Here is a 13,785-nt window from a genome sequence, read left to right as displayed (position 1 = left end):
CGGGCTCGGGCTCGGGGCGCCGAGACCGCCGCGAGGAGCGGTCACCGCGGCCACCGCCCCCAGAACCAGCAGCAGGTTCCGCCCGCTGGCGGCTGCCCCCCTCCGCCACCGCAGGCACCGGGTCCGGAACGCGCCCAACGACCCCGGCAGCCGCCCGCCTCACCACCCTCGGACAGGAGGCCCGCCCCCGGCCGCGGACGCCACCACCCCACCCAGCCCCGCCGGCGCTTGAGGCGCGGGTCCCGGGCAGCACCGGGGCAACCGGCTCCGCCCGGACGCCGGGCCCGCGGCCCCGCGCACGAAAGGCCCCGGCAGGCCGCCTTGCCCACCGGGCAGGACCCGCCCCCGGTCGGCGCTCGGCGGCGCCCCGCCGCTGGACACGGCTGTCCCCGTCGCAGTCCCCGCCGGGGCTGGGATGGCGCCCCCGAGAGACCCAGCGCGGCCCCGGGCACGGCCGGGGCACCGGCACACACCACCGGCGCCAGGCCGGCCGCCTCACCCACCCACCGACAGGACACCCCACCCAGCCCCGCCGGCGCTTGGGGCGGGCGCCCCGGTGGGCCCGGCTCCGCCAAGGGGTCGCGTAGCGGTGGGGTGGGGGGTGCGGGAGGATCCCGGTAGTCGCATTCGGGATCACGGGGGTACGAAGATGAAGGCAGTCGGCAGGATAGGCGCGGCCCTGGGCGGGCTGGCGCTGGTGGGCGGAGCGGTGTACGCCGTACCGGTGCTGCTGGACCGGGCCGGCGGCGACACCGCCGCCGAGCAGCGGCTCGGGCCCAAGCCCGGGCGGGACACCCCGGCCGCCCCCGCCGGAAAGCCGTTCACCCTGGTGGCGACCGGGGACGTGATCCCGTACCCCTCGATCATCCAGCGCGCGGCGGACGACGCCCAAGGCACCGGCCAGAGCCACGACTTCCGCAAGATACTCGCCGGCGTCAAGCCCCTCGTCTCCGCAGCCGACCTGGCGATATGCCACCACGAGATACCGTACGGGCCGCCCGGCGGCCCCTACACCGGCTATCCCGCCTTCAAGGCCCCGCACCAGCTGGCCGACGCCCTCAAGGACGCCGGCTACGACAGCTGCTCCACCGCCTCCAACCACACCCTGGACGACGGCTACGCGGGCCTCGCCCGCACCCTCGACCACCTCGACCGCGTCGGCATCAAGCACGTGGGCTCGGCCCGCCGCGCCGAGGAGGCCGCCACCCCCGCCGTGCTCCAGGCGGGCGGCGCGAAGGTCGCCCAGTTGGACTACACCTACGGTACGAACGGCATCCCGCTCCCGGACGGCAAGCCCTGGTCCGTCAACCTCATCGACCAGAACCGGATCATCGCCGACGCCCGCGCCGCCCGCGCGGCCGGCGCGAACGTCGTCGTCCTCAGCATCCACTGGGGCACGGAGTGGCAGACCGCCCCCGACCGGCAGCAGAGCGACCTCGCCCAGGCGCTGACCGCCTCCCGCGCCCCCGACGGGCTCCCCGACATCGATCTGATCATCGGGACGCACAACCACGTGCCGCAGCCCTACGAGAAGATCAACGGCACCTGGGTGGTCTACGGCATGGGCGACCAGATCGCCAGCTTCTACGAAACCGCCCAGCTGCGCGGCAACATGTCCTCCGTGCCCCGCTTCACCTTCTCCCCGGCCGCCGCGCACCCGGGCCGCTGGGAGGTGGTGAAGGCCGAATACCTCACGCAGTACTCGGACATGGGGCCGCCGTTCCGGGTCGTCTGCGCCTCCTGCGCCGCCGCCGACGGCTCGCTGACCGCCGCCAAGCGCAGCGCGTACGCCCGCGTCGACCAGCAGGTCACCGCCGCGGTGACGGCCCGCGGCGCGACCGCCCAGGGGCTGGAGCACGCCACGCGCTGACGGGCCCCGGGGCCGGCCGGGTCGCTACGAGGACCTGCCGCGCCGGCTGAGGACCAGCGCGCCCGCGCCGACGCCGAGCAGGAGCAGCGCGCCGCCGGCCACGTAGGGGGTCGCCGAACTGCTCCCGGTCTCGGCCAGGTCGGCGCGCGCGGGGGCCGTACCGCCGGCCACCGTCTGGGGCTTGACGTCCGGCTTTGCCGGGGCGGACCCGCTCGGCGCGGCGCCGGCCGGGGTCTCGCAGTGCGCTTCGGCCAGGACGATCTCGCCCTCGACCTCGGCCACGTTCAGCTTCAGCGGGTTGACGGAGACCTTGAGCCGGAGCGCGGCCGCGGCGGCCGTGGTGGAGGTGGTCTGGGTACCGGACAGCTCCAGGGAGACCAGGCCGACCCCGGGGACCTCGACCTTGGTCGGGCCGCCCGCCGACAAGGTGACCTTCTTGCCGAGGACGGTGACGGCGCCGAGCACGTTCGCAGTGGCCACCGGCTCGCGGCCGGTCTCGCACACCGCCTTGGAGGTGACCTGCCCGACCTGGATCAGGGAGAGCAGCGGCAGTCCGGGCACGTGCACCTCGGCGTTGGCGAGGTGCGACTCCGCCTGGGCGCGGTGCGCGTCCGCGGTCGCCTTGGCGGTGGCCACGTCCGCCCGCAGGACGCTGACCGGCTTGCCCTGTTCGGCCCCGTCGAGGGTCACCGTGAGGGCGGTCTTCTCGGCCGTCGCGGGGGCGCTGACCTCGTTGAGGGTGGTCCGCAGCGGAACGTGCACGGCCTGGCCCAGCAGGCCGACGTCGAGCCCGGCGCGCAGGACGACGGCGCCGGCCTTGCCCTCGTCGGCCGCGCTGCCCCCGCCGGTGGCGGCGGTGGCGGCCGGCGCGGTCAACAGGGCCACCGCCCCCGTGGCGAGCAGGGCGGCCGCGGGCATGCGGAAGGTGTTGCTGTTCAAGGTGGTGGAACCCCCGGGGAGATGGGTGCCGTCGCGCGGCCAATGGGGGACATCGCGCACGCCGACGGCTTCGACCCTCGGATTCTTTAAGCACTGTGGGTGAACGCGGGTACACCTGAGGCGACTTCACCCCAACGGGTGGTTTCCGACCGTGCGTGCGAATCATCCGCCCCATGAGGAACGGGAGTTCCCGCTCGTCACGCCCGGACGGCCCCGTTGACCACCACCCGCAGCGGCTGCGCCAGGGTCCGTACGTCAACCCGCGGGTCCGAGCCGTAGACCACGAGGTCGGCCGGCGCGCCCTCGGTCAGGCCGGGCCTGCCGAGCCACTCGCGGGCCGACCAGGCGGTGGCCGAGAGGGCGGCCTGCACCGGGATCCCGGCCTTCACCAGCTCCGCGACCTCGGCGGCGACCAGGCCGTGCGGCAGGGAGCCGCCCGCGTCGGTGCCGACGTAGACGGGAACTCCCGCGTCGTAGGCGGCCCGTACCGTGTCGTAGCGGCGCTCGTGCAGCCGCCGCATGTGCGCCGACCAGGCCGGGAACTTCGCCTCGCCGCCCGCCGCCAGCTTGGGGAACGTCGCGATGTTCACCAGGGTCGGGACGATCGCGACCCCGCGCTCCGCGAACAGCGGGATGGTGTCCTCGGTGAGTCCGGTGGCGTGCTCGATGCAGTCGATGCCGGCCTCGACGAGGTCGCGCAGCGAGTCCTCGGCGAAGCAGTGCGCGGTGACCCGGGCGCCGAGGCGGTGCGCCTCGGCGATGGCCGCCTCGACCTCCGCGCGGGGCCAGCAGGCGGTCAGGTCCCCGGCGTCGCGGTCGATCCAGTCGCCGACCAGCTTGACCCAGCCGTCGCCGCGCCGCGCCTCGCGCCCGACGTACTCGACGAGGTCGGCCGGCTCGATCTCGTGCGCGTAGTTGCGGATGTAGCGGCGGGTCCGGGCGATGTGCCGGCCCGCCCGGACGATCTTCGGCAGGTCCTCGCGGTCGTCGATCCAGCGGGTGTCGGAGGGCGATCCGGCGTCGCGGATCAGCAGCGTGCCGGCGTCGCGGTCGGTGAGCGCCTGGCGTTCGGCGGTCCCGGCGTCGACGGGCCCGTGGGCGTCGAGGCCCACGTGGCAGTGCGCGTCGACCAGGCCGGGCAGGGTCCAGCCGGCGAGCGTGGTGATCTCGCGGGCGGCGCGCGGGCGCTCGTAGGAGATCCGGCCTCCGACCACCCACAGCTCGTCGCGCACGTCGTCGGGTCCGACGAGCACCCGCCCCTTGACGTGCAGCACTTCGCCCCCGGGCCCGCCGCCGGGCCGGCCCGCTCCGCTCATCTCGCGCGCATCGCTCATGGCGGCACCTTACGTCCGTGCTGGGTAGGCTCGGCCGGTGACCCCGGACGAAGAGAGCACCGCCGTGACCCACCCGCTGCTGGACCTCCCGGCGCTGACCGCCGCCCGTTTCGCGTCGATCGAGCGGGGGGTGGCGGAACTGCTCGGTACCCGCCAGGACGTGGTGATCACCCAGGGCGAGGCGCTGCTGCCGCTGGAGGCGTGCATCCGCTCGGGTGCCCGTCCCGGTTCGACGGCCCTGAACATCGTGACCGGGCCGTACGGGACCACGTTCGGCAACTGGCTGCGCGACTGCGGGGCGACGGTGGTGGACCTGGCGGTGCCGTTCCACACCGCCGTCACCGGGGAGCAGGTCGCCCGGGCGCTGGCCGAGCACCCGGAGATCGACTTCGTGTCGCTGGTGCACGCCGAGGCCGCGACGGGCAACACCAACCCGGTCGCGGAGATCGGCGAGGCCGTCCGGGCCCACGGCGCCCTGTTCATGCTGGACGCGGTGGCCTCGGTGGCCGCCGAACCGCTGCTCCCGGACGCGTGGGGCGTGGACCTGTGCGTGATCGGCGCGCAGAAGGCGATGGGCGGCCCGGCGGGCGTCTCGGCGGTGTCGGTCTCCGAGCGCGCGTGGGCCCGTTTCGCACAGAACCCGGCCGCGCCCCGGCGTTCGTACCTCTCGCTGCTGGACTGGAAGGAGCGCTGGATCGACGCCGGCCGTACGACGCTGCTGCACGCTCCCGCGCAGCTGGAGATGCTGGCGCTGGAGGCCTGCCTGGACCGGATCGCCGCCGAGGGGCTGCCCGCGGTGGCGGGCCGGCACGCGGCCGCGGCCGCCGCGACCCGCGCGGGCGCGACGGCGCTGGGCGTGGCCCCGTACGTCCCGGTGGCGGCGGAGGCGGCGCCGGTGGCGACGACCCTGCGGGTGGCGGACGCCTCGGTGGTGGTGGCCAAGGCGCTGTCGGCGGACCCGGCGGCCCCGCTCGCGGCGGGCGGCGGGGCGCTGGCCCAGGAGATGATCCGGGTCAACCACTACGGTCCGGCGGCCTCCCTGGAGGCGGTGCGGGCGTCCCTGACCGCGCTGGCCGCCGCCCTGTCGGCCGACCCCGCCCCGGCGCTCGCCGCGGCGGCCGCGGCCTGGTAGCGCGCGGTCGGCTCCCGTTCGGCCCGGGGTCAGCCCGCGAGGACGTCCAGCAGCCGGTCGACGTCGGCTTCGGTGTTGTAGAGGTGGAACGAGGCCCGCAGACCGCCGGCGCGCGCCGATGTGGCGATGCCCGCGGCCTGGAGCGCGGGCTGGCGGTATGCCAGGCCGGGCACGGTGACGATCGGGGTGCCGCCGGGCACTGGTTCGTGGCCCAGGCGGGCGAGGCCGGCCCGGTAGCGGGCGGCCAGGGCGGTGTCGTGGGCGTGGACGGCGGCGATGCCGATCCGCTCCAGCAGCGCCAGCGAGGGCTCGGCGGCGTGGTAGCCGAGGAAGGCCGGGGACTCGTCGAAGCGCCGCGCCCCCGCGGCCAGTCGCGGCATCGGCCCGTAGGTGGCGTCCCACACGGACTCCGCCGCCACCCAGCCCGCGTGCAGCGGGGTGAGGGTGTCCTGGGCCTCCTCGGACACGGTGAGGTACGAGGCTCCGCGCGCCCCGAGCAGCCATTTGTAGCCCGCGGTGACGGTGTAGTCGTAGGGCGCGGCGTCGAAGGGCACGCAGCCCGCCGCCTGGGTCGCGTCGACGAGCATCCGCGCGCCGTGGGCGGCCGTCGCGGCCCGTACCGCCGCCAGGTCCGCGGTGCGGCCGTCGGCGGACTGTACGGCGGACAGCGAGACGAGCGCGGTGTCCGGACCGACGGCCTCGGCCAGCGATTCCAGCGGGGCGAGCCGGAGCTTGACGTCGGTGCGCACCACGAAGGGGTTCATCACCGAGGCGAAGTCACCCTCGGGGCACAGGACTTCGGCCCCGGCGGGCAGGGCGGCCGCGACCAGGCCGACGTGGGTCGCGACGGAGGACCCGAGCGCGACCCGCTCGACGGGCACCCCGACGAGCCGGGCGAAGGCGGCCCGGACCCGGCCCACCCGGTCGAAGTCCCCGAATCCGGCCGGGTCCCCGGCCCCGGCCGCCTCGGCCAGGGCCCGGACCTCGGCGACGGCGGAACGCGGGAGCACCCCGCAGCTGGCCGTGTTGAGGTAGGTGTTGGAGTGTGCGAACTCGGCGCTGAGGGCGGAGAGATCCATGCCCTCAACTCTGCGCCGAGATCGAGTCCGCGTCCATGCCCGTGACGCGTGGACGACGGCTCACGCCCGGGGGACGGCGCACTCCCCGTCGGGCTCGCAGGCCTCGCCGCCGGCGGCCTCGGGCGGGGTGACCTCGCGGCCGGCCCACGCCTGCTCCAGCGCCCGGGTGAACACCTCGGCGGGCTGCCCGCCGGAGATGCCGTAGCGGCGGTCCAGGACGAAGAACGGTACGGCGCTCGCGCCCAGCTCGGCCGCCTCGCGCTCGTCGGCGCGCACGTCCTCGGCGTAGGCGTTGTCGTCGGCGAGGACCGTACGGGCCTGCGCCTCGTCCAGACCTGCCTCGACGGCGAGCGCCACCAGCACCTCGGGGTCGAAGACGCTGCGCTCCTCGGCGAAGTTGGCGCGGTAGACCAGGTCGAGCAGTTCCTCCTGGCGGCCCCGGGCGGCGGCCAGGTGCAGCAGGCGGTGGATGTCGAAGGTGTTGCCGTTGTCGCGGCCCTCCACCCGGTATTCCAGTCCCTCGCCGCGCGCACTGGCGGCGACGTGCTCCTCCATGCCGCGGGCTTCGTCGAGGGTGCGGCCGTACTTCTCGGCCAGCACCTCCACGACGGGCGCGGTCACGCCCTTGGGGCCGTTCGGGTCGAGCTCGAAGGACCGGAAGACGACCTCCACCTCGTCGCGGTGCGCGAACCCGGCCAGCCCCTTGACGAAGCGGGCCTTTCCGACGTAACACCACGGGCAGGCGATATCGGCCCAAATCTCTACGCGCATGATCCTTCTTCTCTCGGGGGCCGTCCGGTCGGCGGGACCGGACGGTTTCCCCTTCAACCACCTGCCGGAACGTCTCATTCCCCCGACGGGTCCCCCACGCTCAGCCACAGCGTGACGTGGGTACCGGACCGGGGCAGCCCGGGGTCCGGACGCCAGCCGTGGGCGGCGTAGAAGGACTGCGCGCGCAGGTTGTGCTCGTAGACCTCCAGGCGGGCCCGGCGTATGCCCGCCCGGCGCCAGGCGTCCAGGCACGCGGCGTGCAGCGCCGCGCCGGTGCCGCGGCGCCAGTGGTCCGGGTCCACGTGCAGCTGGGTGAGGGTGCTCTCCCCCTCCTCCGTACGGAAGGCCGCGACGCCGGTGAGCACGCCGTCCTGTTCGGCGCAGAACATCCCGCCCTCGGAGGCGGTCCGTGCGACGGCGCGGGACCAGCCCTCACGGGTGCGCGCGAGCTCGGCCTCGCCCCCGTACTCCTCCTCGGGGATGTGGCCCTGGTAGTAGGTGGCCCGGGCCCGGGTGTGCAGGGCGGCTATGGCGTCGAGGTCGTCGGGGCGCGCAGCTCTGATCATGGATAGGGGAACGCGCCGGGAACCGTGGCGGTTCCCGGCGCGGCGACCCGCGCGGTCGGAGGCTACTTCTTGAGCCACGCCTCCATCATCTTCTGCGCGATGGGCGCGGCCAGCTTGCCGCCGCCGATCTCGGAGCGGTCGGTGTCCGAGTTCTCGATCACCACCGCGACCGCGATCTGCTTGCCGTCGAGCTTGCCGTACGAGGTGAACCAGGCGAGCGGCGGCAGGCTGTTGTTCACGCCGCGCTGCGCGGTACCCGTCTTCCCGCCGACCTCGGCACCCGCGACCTGCGCGGGCTTGCCGCCGCCCTGGGTGGCTACGGTGCGCATGGCGTCCTGCAGCATCGCAGCGGTCTTGGCGCTCATGACCTGGTCCGACTTGGGATCCTTGAAGCTCTCCAGCACGTTGCCGCCGGAATCGGTGACCTCGGAGACCATGTGCGGGGCGACGAGCTTGCCGCCGTTCTCGATCGCCGCCGTCACCATCGCCATCTGGAGCGGTGTGGCCTGCACGTCGAACTGACCGATACCCGTCTGTGCGACCTGGTCGACCGACATCTTCTGCGACGGGTACTTGCTCGCGGGCCGGGCGGTGACGGGAGTGGCGGTCTCCGTGTTGAAGCCGAGCTTCTCCGCCATCGCCCGCATCTTGTCCTGGCCGAGCTTCGAGGCCAGTTCGGCGAAGACGTTGTTGCAGGACAGCCGCAGCGCGGTGCGCACGGACACGTTGTTGCACGCCTCGTTGCCCGCCTCGCTGGGCAGGGCGGTGCGGGTGCCCGGGATCGTGTACGCGCCGGGGATGCCGGTCGGCGCGTCGATGTCCGGGACCAGGCCGTTCTCGATGGCGGCGGCCATGGTGACCAGCTTGAAGGTGGAGCCGGGTGCCTGCGGCTTGCGCAGCGCCACGTTCTCCATGGCCTTGCCCTGGTCGGCAGAGAGCTCCTTCCAGGCCTCCTCGTCAGTGGCGCCGGTGATCCGGCCCGGGTCGAAGGAGGGATTGTTCACCATGGCGAGGATCTGCCCGGTCGCCGGGTCGATGGCCACCGCGGAACCCTGCTTGCCCTGCAGTGCGTCGTACGCGGCCTTCTGGACGCCCTTGTCGATGGTGGTCAGCACGTTGCCCGGGGAGGCCCGCTTGTTGGTGAGGACGTCCATCGGCGTTTTGAGCCGGCTGTCGGAGCCGTTGAGGATGTTCTTGTAGACGCCCTCCAGCATGCTCACGCCGTATGCCTGGGAGCTGTAGCCGGTGATCGGCGCGTACAGGGGGCCGTCGACGTAGGTGCGCTTGTACTGGAAGTCCTTGCCGCCGGTCTTCACCGAGCCGGTGATCGCCTCGCCGCCCACGATGATGTTCCCCAGCGGGTTCTCGTACTGCCCGATGAGGTTGCGCCGGTTGTTCTTGTCGTCTGCGAGCGCCTGGCCTTGGTACGCCTGCACCCAGGTGACCCGTACCAAGAGGGCCGCCACCAGAAGCAGACAGAAGACGGACGCGCGCCTGATCGTCTTGTTCATCCCCCGGAAAGACGCACGAGCGGCGCCGGACGTTCCGCTCTGCCCCGATTGTGGCCGGGTTCTCAGCTTTTCTTCATGCTTCCCTCACCGGGAAGCCCCGGCCCGGCGCCGGTCACCCCGCGCTCGCATTCGCGCTCACATCCGGCGGGTCGCCACCGACAGCCGGTCGCGCGCCTCGAACAGGGCGGCCTTGATCGCCTGCTCGTGCCGCGGTGTCAGCCGGGCGACCGGCACCGAGCAGCTCACCGCGTCCCGCGCCGGGGTGCGGTAGGGCACCGCCACCCCGAAGCAGCGCAGCCCGAGGGTGTTCTCCTCCCGGTCGACCGCGTACCCCTGTTCCCGCACCAGCGCCAGCTCGTCCACCAGCCGCTCCCGGTCGGTGATGGTGTGCTCGGTGACCGCCTCCAGCCGGCGCGGCAGCAGCCCGCGCACCTCGTCGTCGGTGTGCGTGGCCAGCAGGGCCTTGCCTAGGGCCGTGGAGTGCACGGGCAGCCGCCGCCCGACCCGGGTGAACGGCCGCAGGTAGTGCTGGGACTGCCGGGTCGCGAGGTAGACGACGCTCGTCCCGTCCATCCGGGCCAGGTGGATCGTCTCCGTCGTGTCGTCGGAGAGCCGGTCCAGGGTGGGCCGGGCCGCCGCGACCACCTCGTCGCCGTCGATGTAGGAACTGCCGACGAGCAGGGCGCGCACGCCGATGCCGTACCGGGTGCCCGTGGCATCGGTCTCCACCCAGCCCAGGTTCACCAGCGTGCGCAGCAGCATGTACAGGCTGGACTTGGGGAGCGAGAGGTCGTGCTGGATGTCGGCGAGGCTGTGCAGCCCCGGCCGGGCCGCGAAGTGCTCCAGCAACATGACCGTGCGAACGGCCGACTTGACGGCCGCCGGAGCTCCCGGACCGCCCGCATCCGCGACTTCGTCCCCCGGCGTCCCGGAATCACCTCTGGTCATCTGCCTCGTGCCCCTCTTGTCTCGTTTCCCTTGTCAACCGGGAAGACGCGGAAATAGAGTCCACACTGGATGTGATCATTCACCCATCGGAACAGCGTTCAGAATACTGAACGCCATCCCGCGGGTCAGCGCGGATCCAGGAGGCAGTGCGCCATGGCAGCTACACCAGTCTGGAGTGTGGACCCCCGCACCGGGAAGCAGCACGGGCAGGTTGCGGTGGAGGCCACAGCCCAGGAGGTGGACGCGGCCGTGCGCGCGGCGCACGCCGCCCGGACGGCGCTGGCCGAGCGCGCCGCCCGCGCCGCCTTCCTGCGCGGGGCCGCCGAGCTGCTGGACGCGGCCGCGGACCAGGTCGTCGAAACCGCCGACGCCGAGACCGCGCTCGGGCCCGGCCGGCTCACCGGCGAGCTGGCCCGCACCACCGGCCAGCTGCGGGCCTTCGCCGACGCCGTCGACGAGGGCGGCTACCTCGACATCCGCATCGACCGCGCCGACCCCTCGCTGACCCCGCCGCGCCCCGAACTGCGCCGCTACAAGGTGCCGCTGGGCGTGACCGCCGTCTACGCCGCGTCCAACTTCCCGCTCGCCTTCTCCGTGCCCGGCGGGGACACCGCGAGCGCCCTGGCCGCCGGCTGCCCGGTGGTGGTCAAGTCGCACCCCGACCACCCGGCGACCTCCGAACTGTGTGCCTCGCTGCTGCGCCGGGCGGCGGTACGGGCCGGCCTGCCGGCCGCGGTCGTCGCCGTCGTCCACGGCTTCGGGGCCGGCCTGGAGCTGATCCGCCACCCGCTCGTCGCGGCGGCCGGGTTCACCGGTTCCATCCGGGGCGGGCGGGCCCTGTTCGACGCGGCCGCCGCCCGGCCGGTGCCGATCCCCTTCCACGGCGAACTGGGCTCGCTGAACCCCGTCGTCGTCACCCCGGCGGCGGTCGCCGAGCGCGCCGAGGAGATCGGCGCGGGGCTCGCGGGCTCGCTCACGCTCGGCGTCGGCCAGTTCTGCGTCAAGCCGGGCCTGGCCCTCGTCCCCGCGGGCCCGGACGGCGACCGGCTCACCGCCGCGCTCGGCAAGGCGCTCGGCGGGACCGGGCCGGGGGTGCTGCTGGACCACCGGATGCGGGACGCCTTCGTGGCCGGGGTCCGCGAGCGGTCGGCCCTGCCCGGGGTGGCCGCGCCCGTCGCCCCGGGCCCGGGCGGGGAGCACACCGTCGCCGCCGGGTACCTGACCCTGCCGGCCCGGACCCTCCTCGACGGCGGGCCGTCCTACGAGGTGCTCCTGGAGGAGTGCTTCGGGCCGGTCGGCGTCGTCGTCCGGTACGCGGACGCGGCCGAGGCGGCCGCGGTGCTCGACCGGCTCGGCGGGAACCTGAGCGCCACCCTGCACCTCTCGGCGGCCGAGACCGGGGGCGCGCCCGGGCCGGCCGCCGAACTGATCGCGCAGGTCACCGGGTTGGCGGGGCGGATCGTGGTGAACGGCTGGCCGACCGGGGTCGCGGTGGCGCCGGCCCAGCACCACGGCGGCCCGTACCCGGCGGCCACCTCGCACTTCACCTCGGTCGGCGGCGCCGCCATCGAGCGCTGGCTGCGGCCGGTGGCGTACCAGTCGGTGCCGGACCCGCTGCTGCCCGCGGAGCTGCGCGAGGGCAACCCGCTGGGGCTGCCGCGCCGGGTCACCGGGGGCTGACGCCGGGGGGCGGGCCCCGGGCGGAGGCTGCCGGGCGGCGGGCCGGGCCGGGCAACCCGCGGGGGACTCCGGCCCGCTCGTCGGGCGCGGGGCAAATCCGTTGCCGCCTCCGCCCCGGGCAGGGCAGGCTGCCGCCCATGCCGAAGCCGCACGGGTTCACGTACGAAAAACAGGGCGACCGCGTCGTCATCACGCACCGGGGCCGGGCCGCGGGCACCCTGCGCGGGGCCCGGGCCGAGAAGTTCCTCGCCGAGGTGGAGTCGGGCGACGCCCAGCTGGTCATGGCCCGCTGGACCGGCGCCTACAAGTTCGGCAACGAGCGCACGGCGCGCGACCATCCGCGCAACCGCGGCTGAGAAGTCTTGCGAGGGTAAGGGAACGGCAAAGCGGTGTCGGTCGTTCTCCGGGCATGACCGCTATGACCCCTGGTTCCAATCTGCCGCTCAACACCGTCCGTGTGACGGTGGATGTGGCTGCCCCGGTGCGGCTCGACGTTTCCGGGCTCCTCCTCACGGCGGACGGCAAGGTGCGTTCGGACGCCGACTTCATCTTCTACAACCAGCCGTCCGGGCCCGGTGTGAGCTACCGGTCCGGCGGCGGTTCGGCGCCCGACTCGATCACCGTCGACACCGCCGCCCTCCCGCCGGGCATCGAGCGGATCGTGGTCACCGCGAGTCCGGACGCCGCCGGGCAGACCTTCCAGGGCATCGAACCCACCGCCACCGTGCGGGACGCCGCGACCGGCGCGGTGATCGCCACGTTCACCCCGCCGCGGCTCGGCCCGGAGACCGCCCTCGTGGTGGTGGAGGTGTACCAGCGCGGCGGTGCGTGGAAGGTGCGCGCCGTGGGCCAGGGGTACGCCAACGGCCTCGCCGGCATCGCCACGGACTTCGGGGTCACGGTCGAGGAGGAGCCGGCCGCCCCCGCGCCCGCAGCCCCCGCGCCCGCCGCCGTCGTCGCCCCGCCGATGCCCGCGGCCGCCCCGCCGATGCCCGCGGCCGCCCCGGCCGCGCCGGTCATGCCGTCGGCGCCCGCACCGGTCACCGCCGCTGCCGCCACCGGAAAGATCAACCTCGACAAGGGGCGGGTCAACCTCCGGAAGAACCAGACCGTCTCCCTCGTCAAGGGCGGCCGCCCGCTGCTCTCACAGGTCAAGATGGGCCTCGGCTGGGAGCCCGCGTTCGGCGGCCGGGCCATCGACCTCGACGCCTCCGTCATCGCCTACGGCCCGCAGCGCAACCACATCGACAGCTGCTACTTCGGCAAGCTGTCGATCCTCGGCGGAGCCGTCAAACACTCGGGTGACAATCTGACCGGCGAGGGCGCCGGGGACGACGAGGTCATCGTCGTGGACCTCGGCCGGCTGCCCGCCGAGGCCACGGGCCTGGTCTTCACGGTCAACTCCTTCTCCGGCCAGAAGTTCACCGAGGTGGCGAAGGCCTACTGCCGCCTGATCGACGCGGCGAGCGACGAGGAGCTGGTCCGCTTCGACCTCACCGGCGCGGAGCCGCAGACCGGCGTCATGATGGCGAAGCTGATCAGACAGTTCAGCGGCGAGTGGGAGATGACGGCCATGGGCGACTTTGTGAAGTCCCGCACAGTGCGCGGCATGGTCAAGCCCGGCGCGGAGGCACTCTGAGCAGGTGAGCGGCCACATCGTGCGACCGGCGGCGAACGCCGGGTGAGCGATGCCACCCCGAAATCGGAGGTGACTGTCAGTGGCCGCCCGTAGCCTTGGACTCATGCAGAAGACACTCCAGCCCGCGGGTCCGGCCCGCCCGTCCGCCGCAGAGGCGAACGCGGCGATCCGGCACCTCGTCGAGACCAGGGTGGACGACGAGTGGCCCTCCGAGGCGTACGAATTCCTGCTCGAAGAGTGGGCCGCGGCCTCCCGTGCGGAGGCCGCCCCGGCCCAGTAGGGCCGGCCGGGCCGTAACGGCCCGGCCGCCGTCCGT

General features: G+C 74.1%; 13 protein-coding genes. 6 read left to right on the top strand and 7 right to left on the bottom strand.

Features of this window, described 5'->3' with window-relative positions:
• Positions 1-649 precede the first annotated feature (649 nt).
• Positions 650-1,870, top strand: coding sequence for a CapA family protein (locus ACZ4M3_RS16165; RefSeq protein WP_467732959.1), 1,221 nt, complete (start codon positions 650-652; stop codon positions 1,868-1,870).
• Positions 1,871-1,894: 24 nt separating this feature from the next.
• On the opposite strand, the gene ACZ4M3_RS16160 is transcribed toward ACZ4M3_RS16165, so the two are convergent.
• A complete protein-coding gene (locus ACZ4M3_RS16160; RefSeq protein WP_467732957.1) occupies positions 1,895-2,809 on the bottom strand; it encodes an SCO1860 family LAETG-anchored protein in 915 nt (304 codons plus the stop codon).
• 197 nt (positions 2,810-3,006) lie between these two features.
• Positions 3,007-4,125 (bottom strand): amidohydrolase family protein, encoded by a 1,119-nt coding sequence (locus ACZ4M3_RS16155; protein WP_467733129.1) that lies wholly within the window; start codon positions 4,123-4,125, stop codon positions 3,007-3,009.
• Positions 4,126-4,207: 82 nt separating this feature from the next.
• Here ACZ4M3_RS16155 and ACZ4M3_RS16150 point away from each other — a divergent pair, with 82 nt between their 5' ends.
• Positions 4,208-5,275, top strand: coding sequence for a pyridoxal-phosphate-dependent aminotransferase family protein (locus ACZ4M3_RS16150; RefSeq protein ID WP_467733127.1), 1,068 nt, complete (start codon positions 4,208-4,210; stop codon positions 5,273-5,275).
• A 29-nt stretch (positions 5,276-5,304) separates the two neighbouring features.
• Here the strand turns inward: ACZ4M3_RS16150 and ACZ4M3_RS16145 are convergent, their stop codons facing one another.
• The 5 genes from ACZ4M3_RS16145 to ACZ4M3_RS16125 form a co-directional block, all read right to left on the bottom strand.
• The gene (locus tag ACZ4M3_RS16145) at positions 5,305-6,354 is read right to left on the bottom strand and encodes an aminotransferase class V-fold PLP-dependent enzyme (RefSeq protein ID WP_467732955.1); all 1,050 of its coding nucleotides are present in this window, start codon (positions 6,352-6,354) and stop codon (positions 5,305-5,307) included.
• Positions 6,355-6,414: 60 nt separating this feature from the next.
• Positions 6,415-7,125 (bottom strand): DsbA family oxidoreductase, encoded by a 711-nt coding sequence (locus ACZ4M3_RS16140; protein ID WP_467732953.1) that lies wholly within the window; start codon positions 7,123-7,125, stop codon positions 6,415-6,417.
• Between the two features lie 74 nt (positions 7,126-7,199).
• Entirely contained in the window at positions 7,200-7,691 is a 492-nt protein-coding gene (locus ACZ4M3_RS16135; RefSeq protein ID WP_467732951.1) for a GNAT family N-acetyltransferase, read from the bottom strand.
• A 62-nt stretch (positions 7,692-7,753) separates the two neighbouring features.
• Positions 7,754-9,202, bottom strand: coding sequence for a peptidoglycan D,D-transpeptidase FtsI family protein (locus ACZ4M3_RS16130; RefSeq protein ID WP_467732949.1), 1,449 nt, complete (start codon positions 9,200-9,202; stop codon positions 7,754-7,756).
• A 135-nt stretch (positions 9,203-9,337) separates the two neighbouring features.
• Complete coding sequence (locus ACZ4M3_RS16125) at positions 9,338-10,150, bottom strand: IclR family transcriptional regulator (protein WP_467732947.1); 813 nt, start codon at positions 10,148-10,150, stop codon at positions 9,338-9,340.
• A 153-nt stretch (positions 10,151-10,303) separates the two neighbouring features.
• On the opposite strand from ACZ4M3_RS16125, the gene ACZ4M3_RS16120 reads away from it, so the two are divergent.
• The 4 genes from ACZ4M3_RS16120 (at position 10,304) to ACZ4M3_RS16105 (ending at position 13,749) form a co-directional block, all read left to right on the top strand.
• Entirely contained in the window at positions 10,304-11,830 is a 1,527-nt protein-coding gene (locus tag ACZ4M3_RS16120; RefSeq protein ID WP_467732945.1) for an aldehyde dehydrogenase (NADP(+)), read from the top strand.
• A 137-nt stretch (positions 11,831-11,967) separates the two neighbouring features.
• Positions 11,968-12,186 carry a hypothetical protein gene (locus ACZ4M3_RS16115; RefSeq protein ID WP_467732944.1) on the top strand — a complete coding sequence of 73 codons (219 nt, stop codon included), beginning with the start codon at positions 11,968-11,970 and terminating at the stop codon, positions 12,184-12,186.
• 53 nt (positions 12,187-12,239) lie between these two features.
• Entirely contained in the window at positions 12,240-13,469 is a 1,230-nt protein-coding gene (locus ACZ4M3_RS16110; RefSeq protein WP_467732942.1) for a TerD family protein, read from the top strand.
• Between the two features lie 103 nt (positions 13,470-13,572).
• A complete protein-coding gene (locus tag ACZ4M3_RS16105; protein ID WP_361313450.1) occupies positions 13,573-13,749 on the top strand; it encodes a hypothetical protein in 177 nt (58 codons plus the stop codon).
• Positions 13,750-13,785: the final 36 nt, after the last annotated feature.

This window comes from Streptomyces sp. NPDC026522 (genome assembly GCF_055567555.1).
The sequence above is the reverse complement of the archived record's forward strand: the minus strand, read 5'-3'. Positions and strand labels throughout refer to the sequence as shown.

Excerpts from the sequence above, each read along its gene's own strand:
- ACZ4M3_RS16165 (WP_467732959.1), top strand. The coding sequence starts at position 650 with ATGAAGGCAGTCGGCAGGATAGGCGCGGCCCTGGGCGGGCTGGCGCTG.
- ACZ4M3_RS16155 (WP_467733129.1), bottom strand. The coding sequence starts at position 4,125 with ATGAGCGGAGCGGGCCGGCCCGGCGGCGGGCCCGGGGGCGAAGTGCTG.
- ACZ4M3_RS16145 (WP_467732955.1), bottom strand. The coding sequence starts at position 6,354 with ATGGATCTCTCCGCCCTCAGCGCCGAGTTCGCACACTCCAACACCTAC.
- ACZ4M3_RS16140 (WP_467732953.1), bottom strand. The coding sequence starts at position 7,125 with ATGCGCGTAGAGATTTGGGCCGATATCGCCTGCCCGTGGTGTTACGTC.
- ACZ4M3_RS16135 (WP_467732951.1), bottom strand. The coding sequence starts at position 7,691 with ATGATCAGAGCTGCGCGCCCCGACGACCTCGACGCCATAGCCGCCCTG.
- ACZ4M3_RS16130 (WP_467732949.1), bottom strand. The coding sequence starts at position 9,202 with ATGAACAAGACGATCAGGCGCGCGTCCGTCTTCTGTCTGCTTCTGGTG.
- ACZ4M3_RS16125 (WP_467732947.1), bottom strand. The coding sequence starts at position 10,150 with ATGACCAGAGGTGATTCCGGGACGCCGGGGGACGAAGTCGCGGATGCG.
- ACZ4M3_RS16120 (WP_467732945.1), top strand. The coding sequence starts at position 10,304 with ATGGCAGCTACACCAGTCTGGAGTGTGGACCCCCGCACCGGGAAGCAG.
- ACZ4M3_RS16115 (WP_467732944.1), top strand. The coding sequence starts at position 11,968 with ATGCCGAAGCCGCACGGGTTCACGTACGAAAAACAGGGCGACCGCGTC.
- ACZ4M3_RS16110 (WP_467732942.1), top strand. The coding sequence starts at position 12,240 with ATGACCGCTATGACCCCTGGTTCCAATCTGCCGCTCAACACCGTCCGT.
- ACZ4M3_RS16105 (WP_361313450.1), top strand. The coding sequence starts at position 13,573 with ATGCAGAAGACACTCCAGCCCGCGGGTCCGGCCCGCCCGTCCGCCGCA.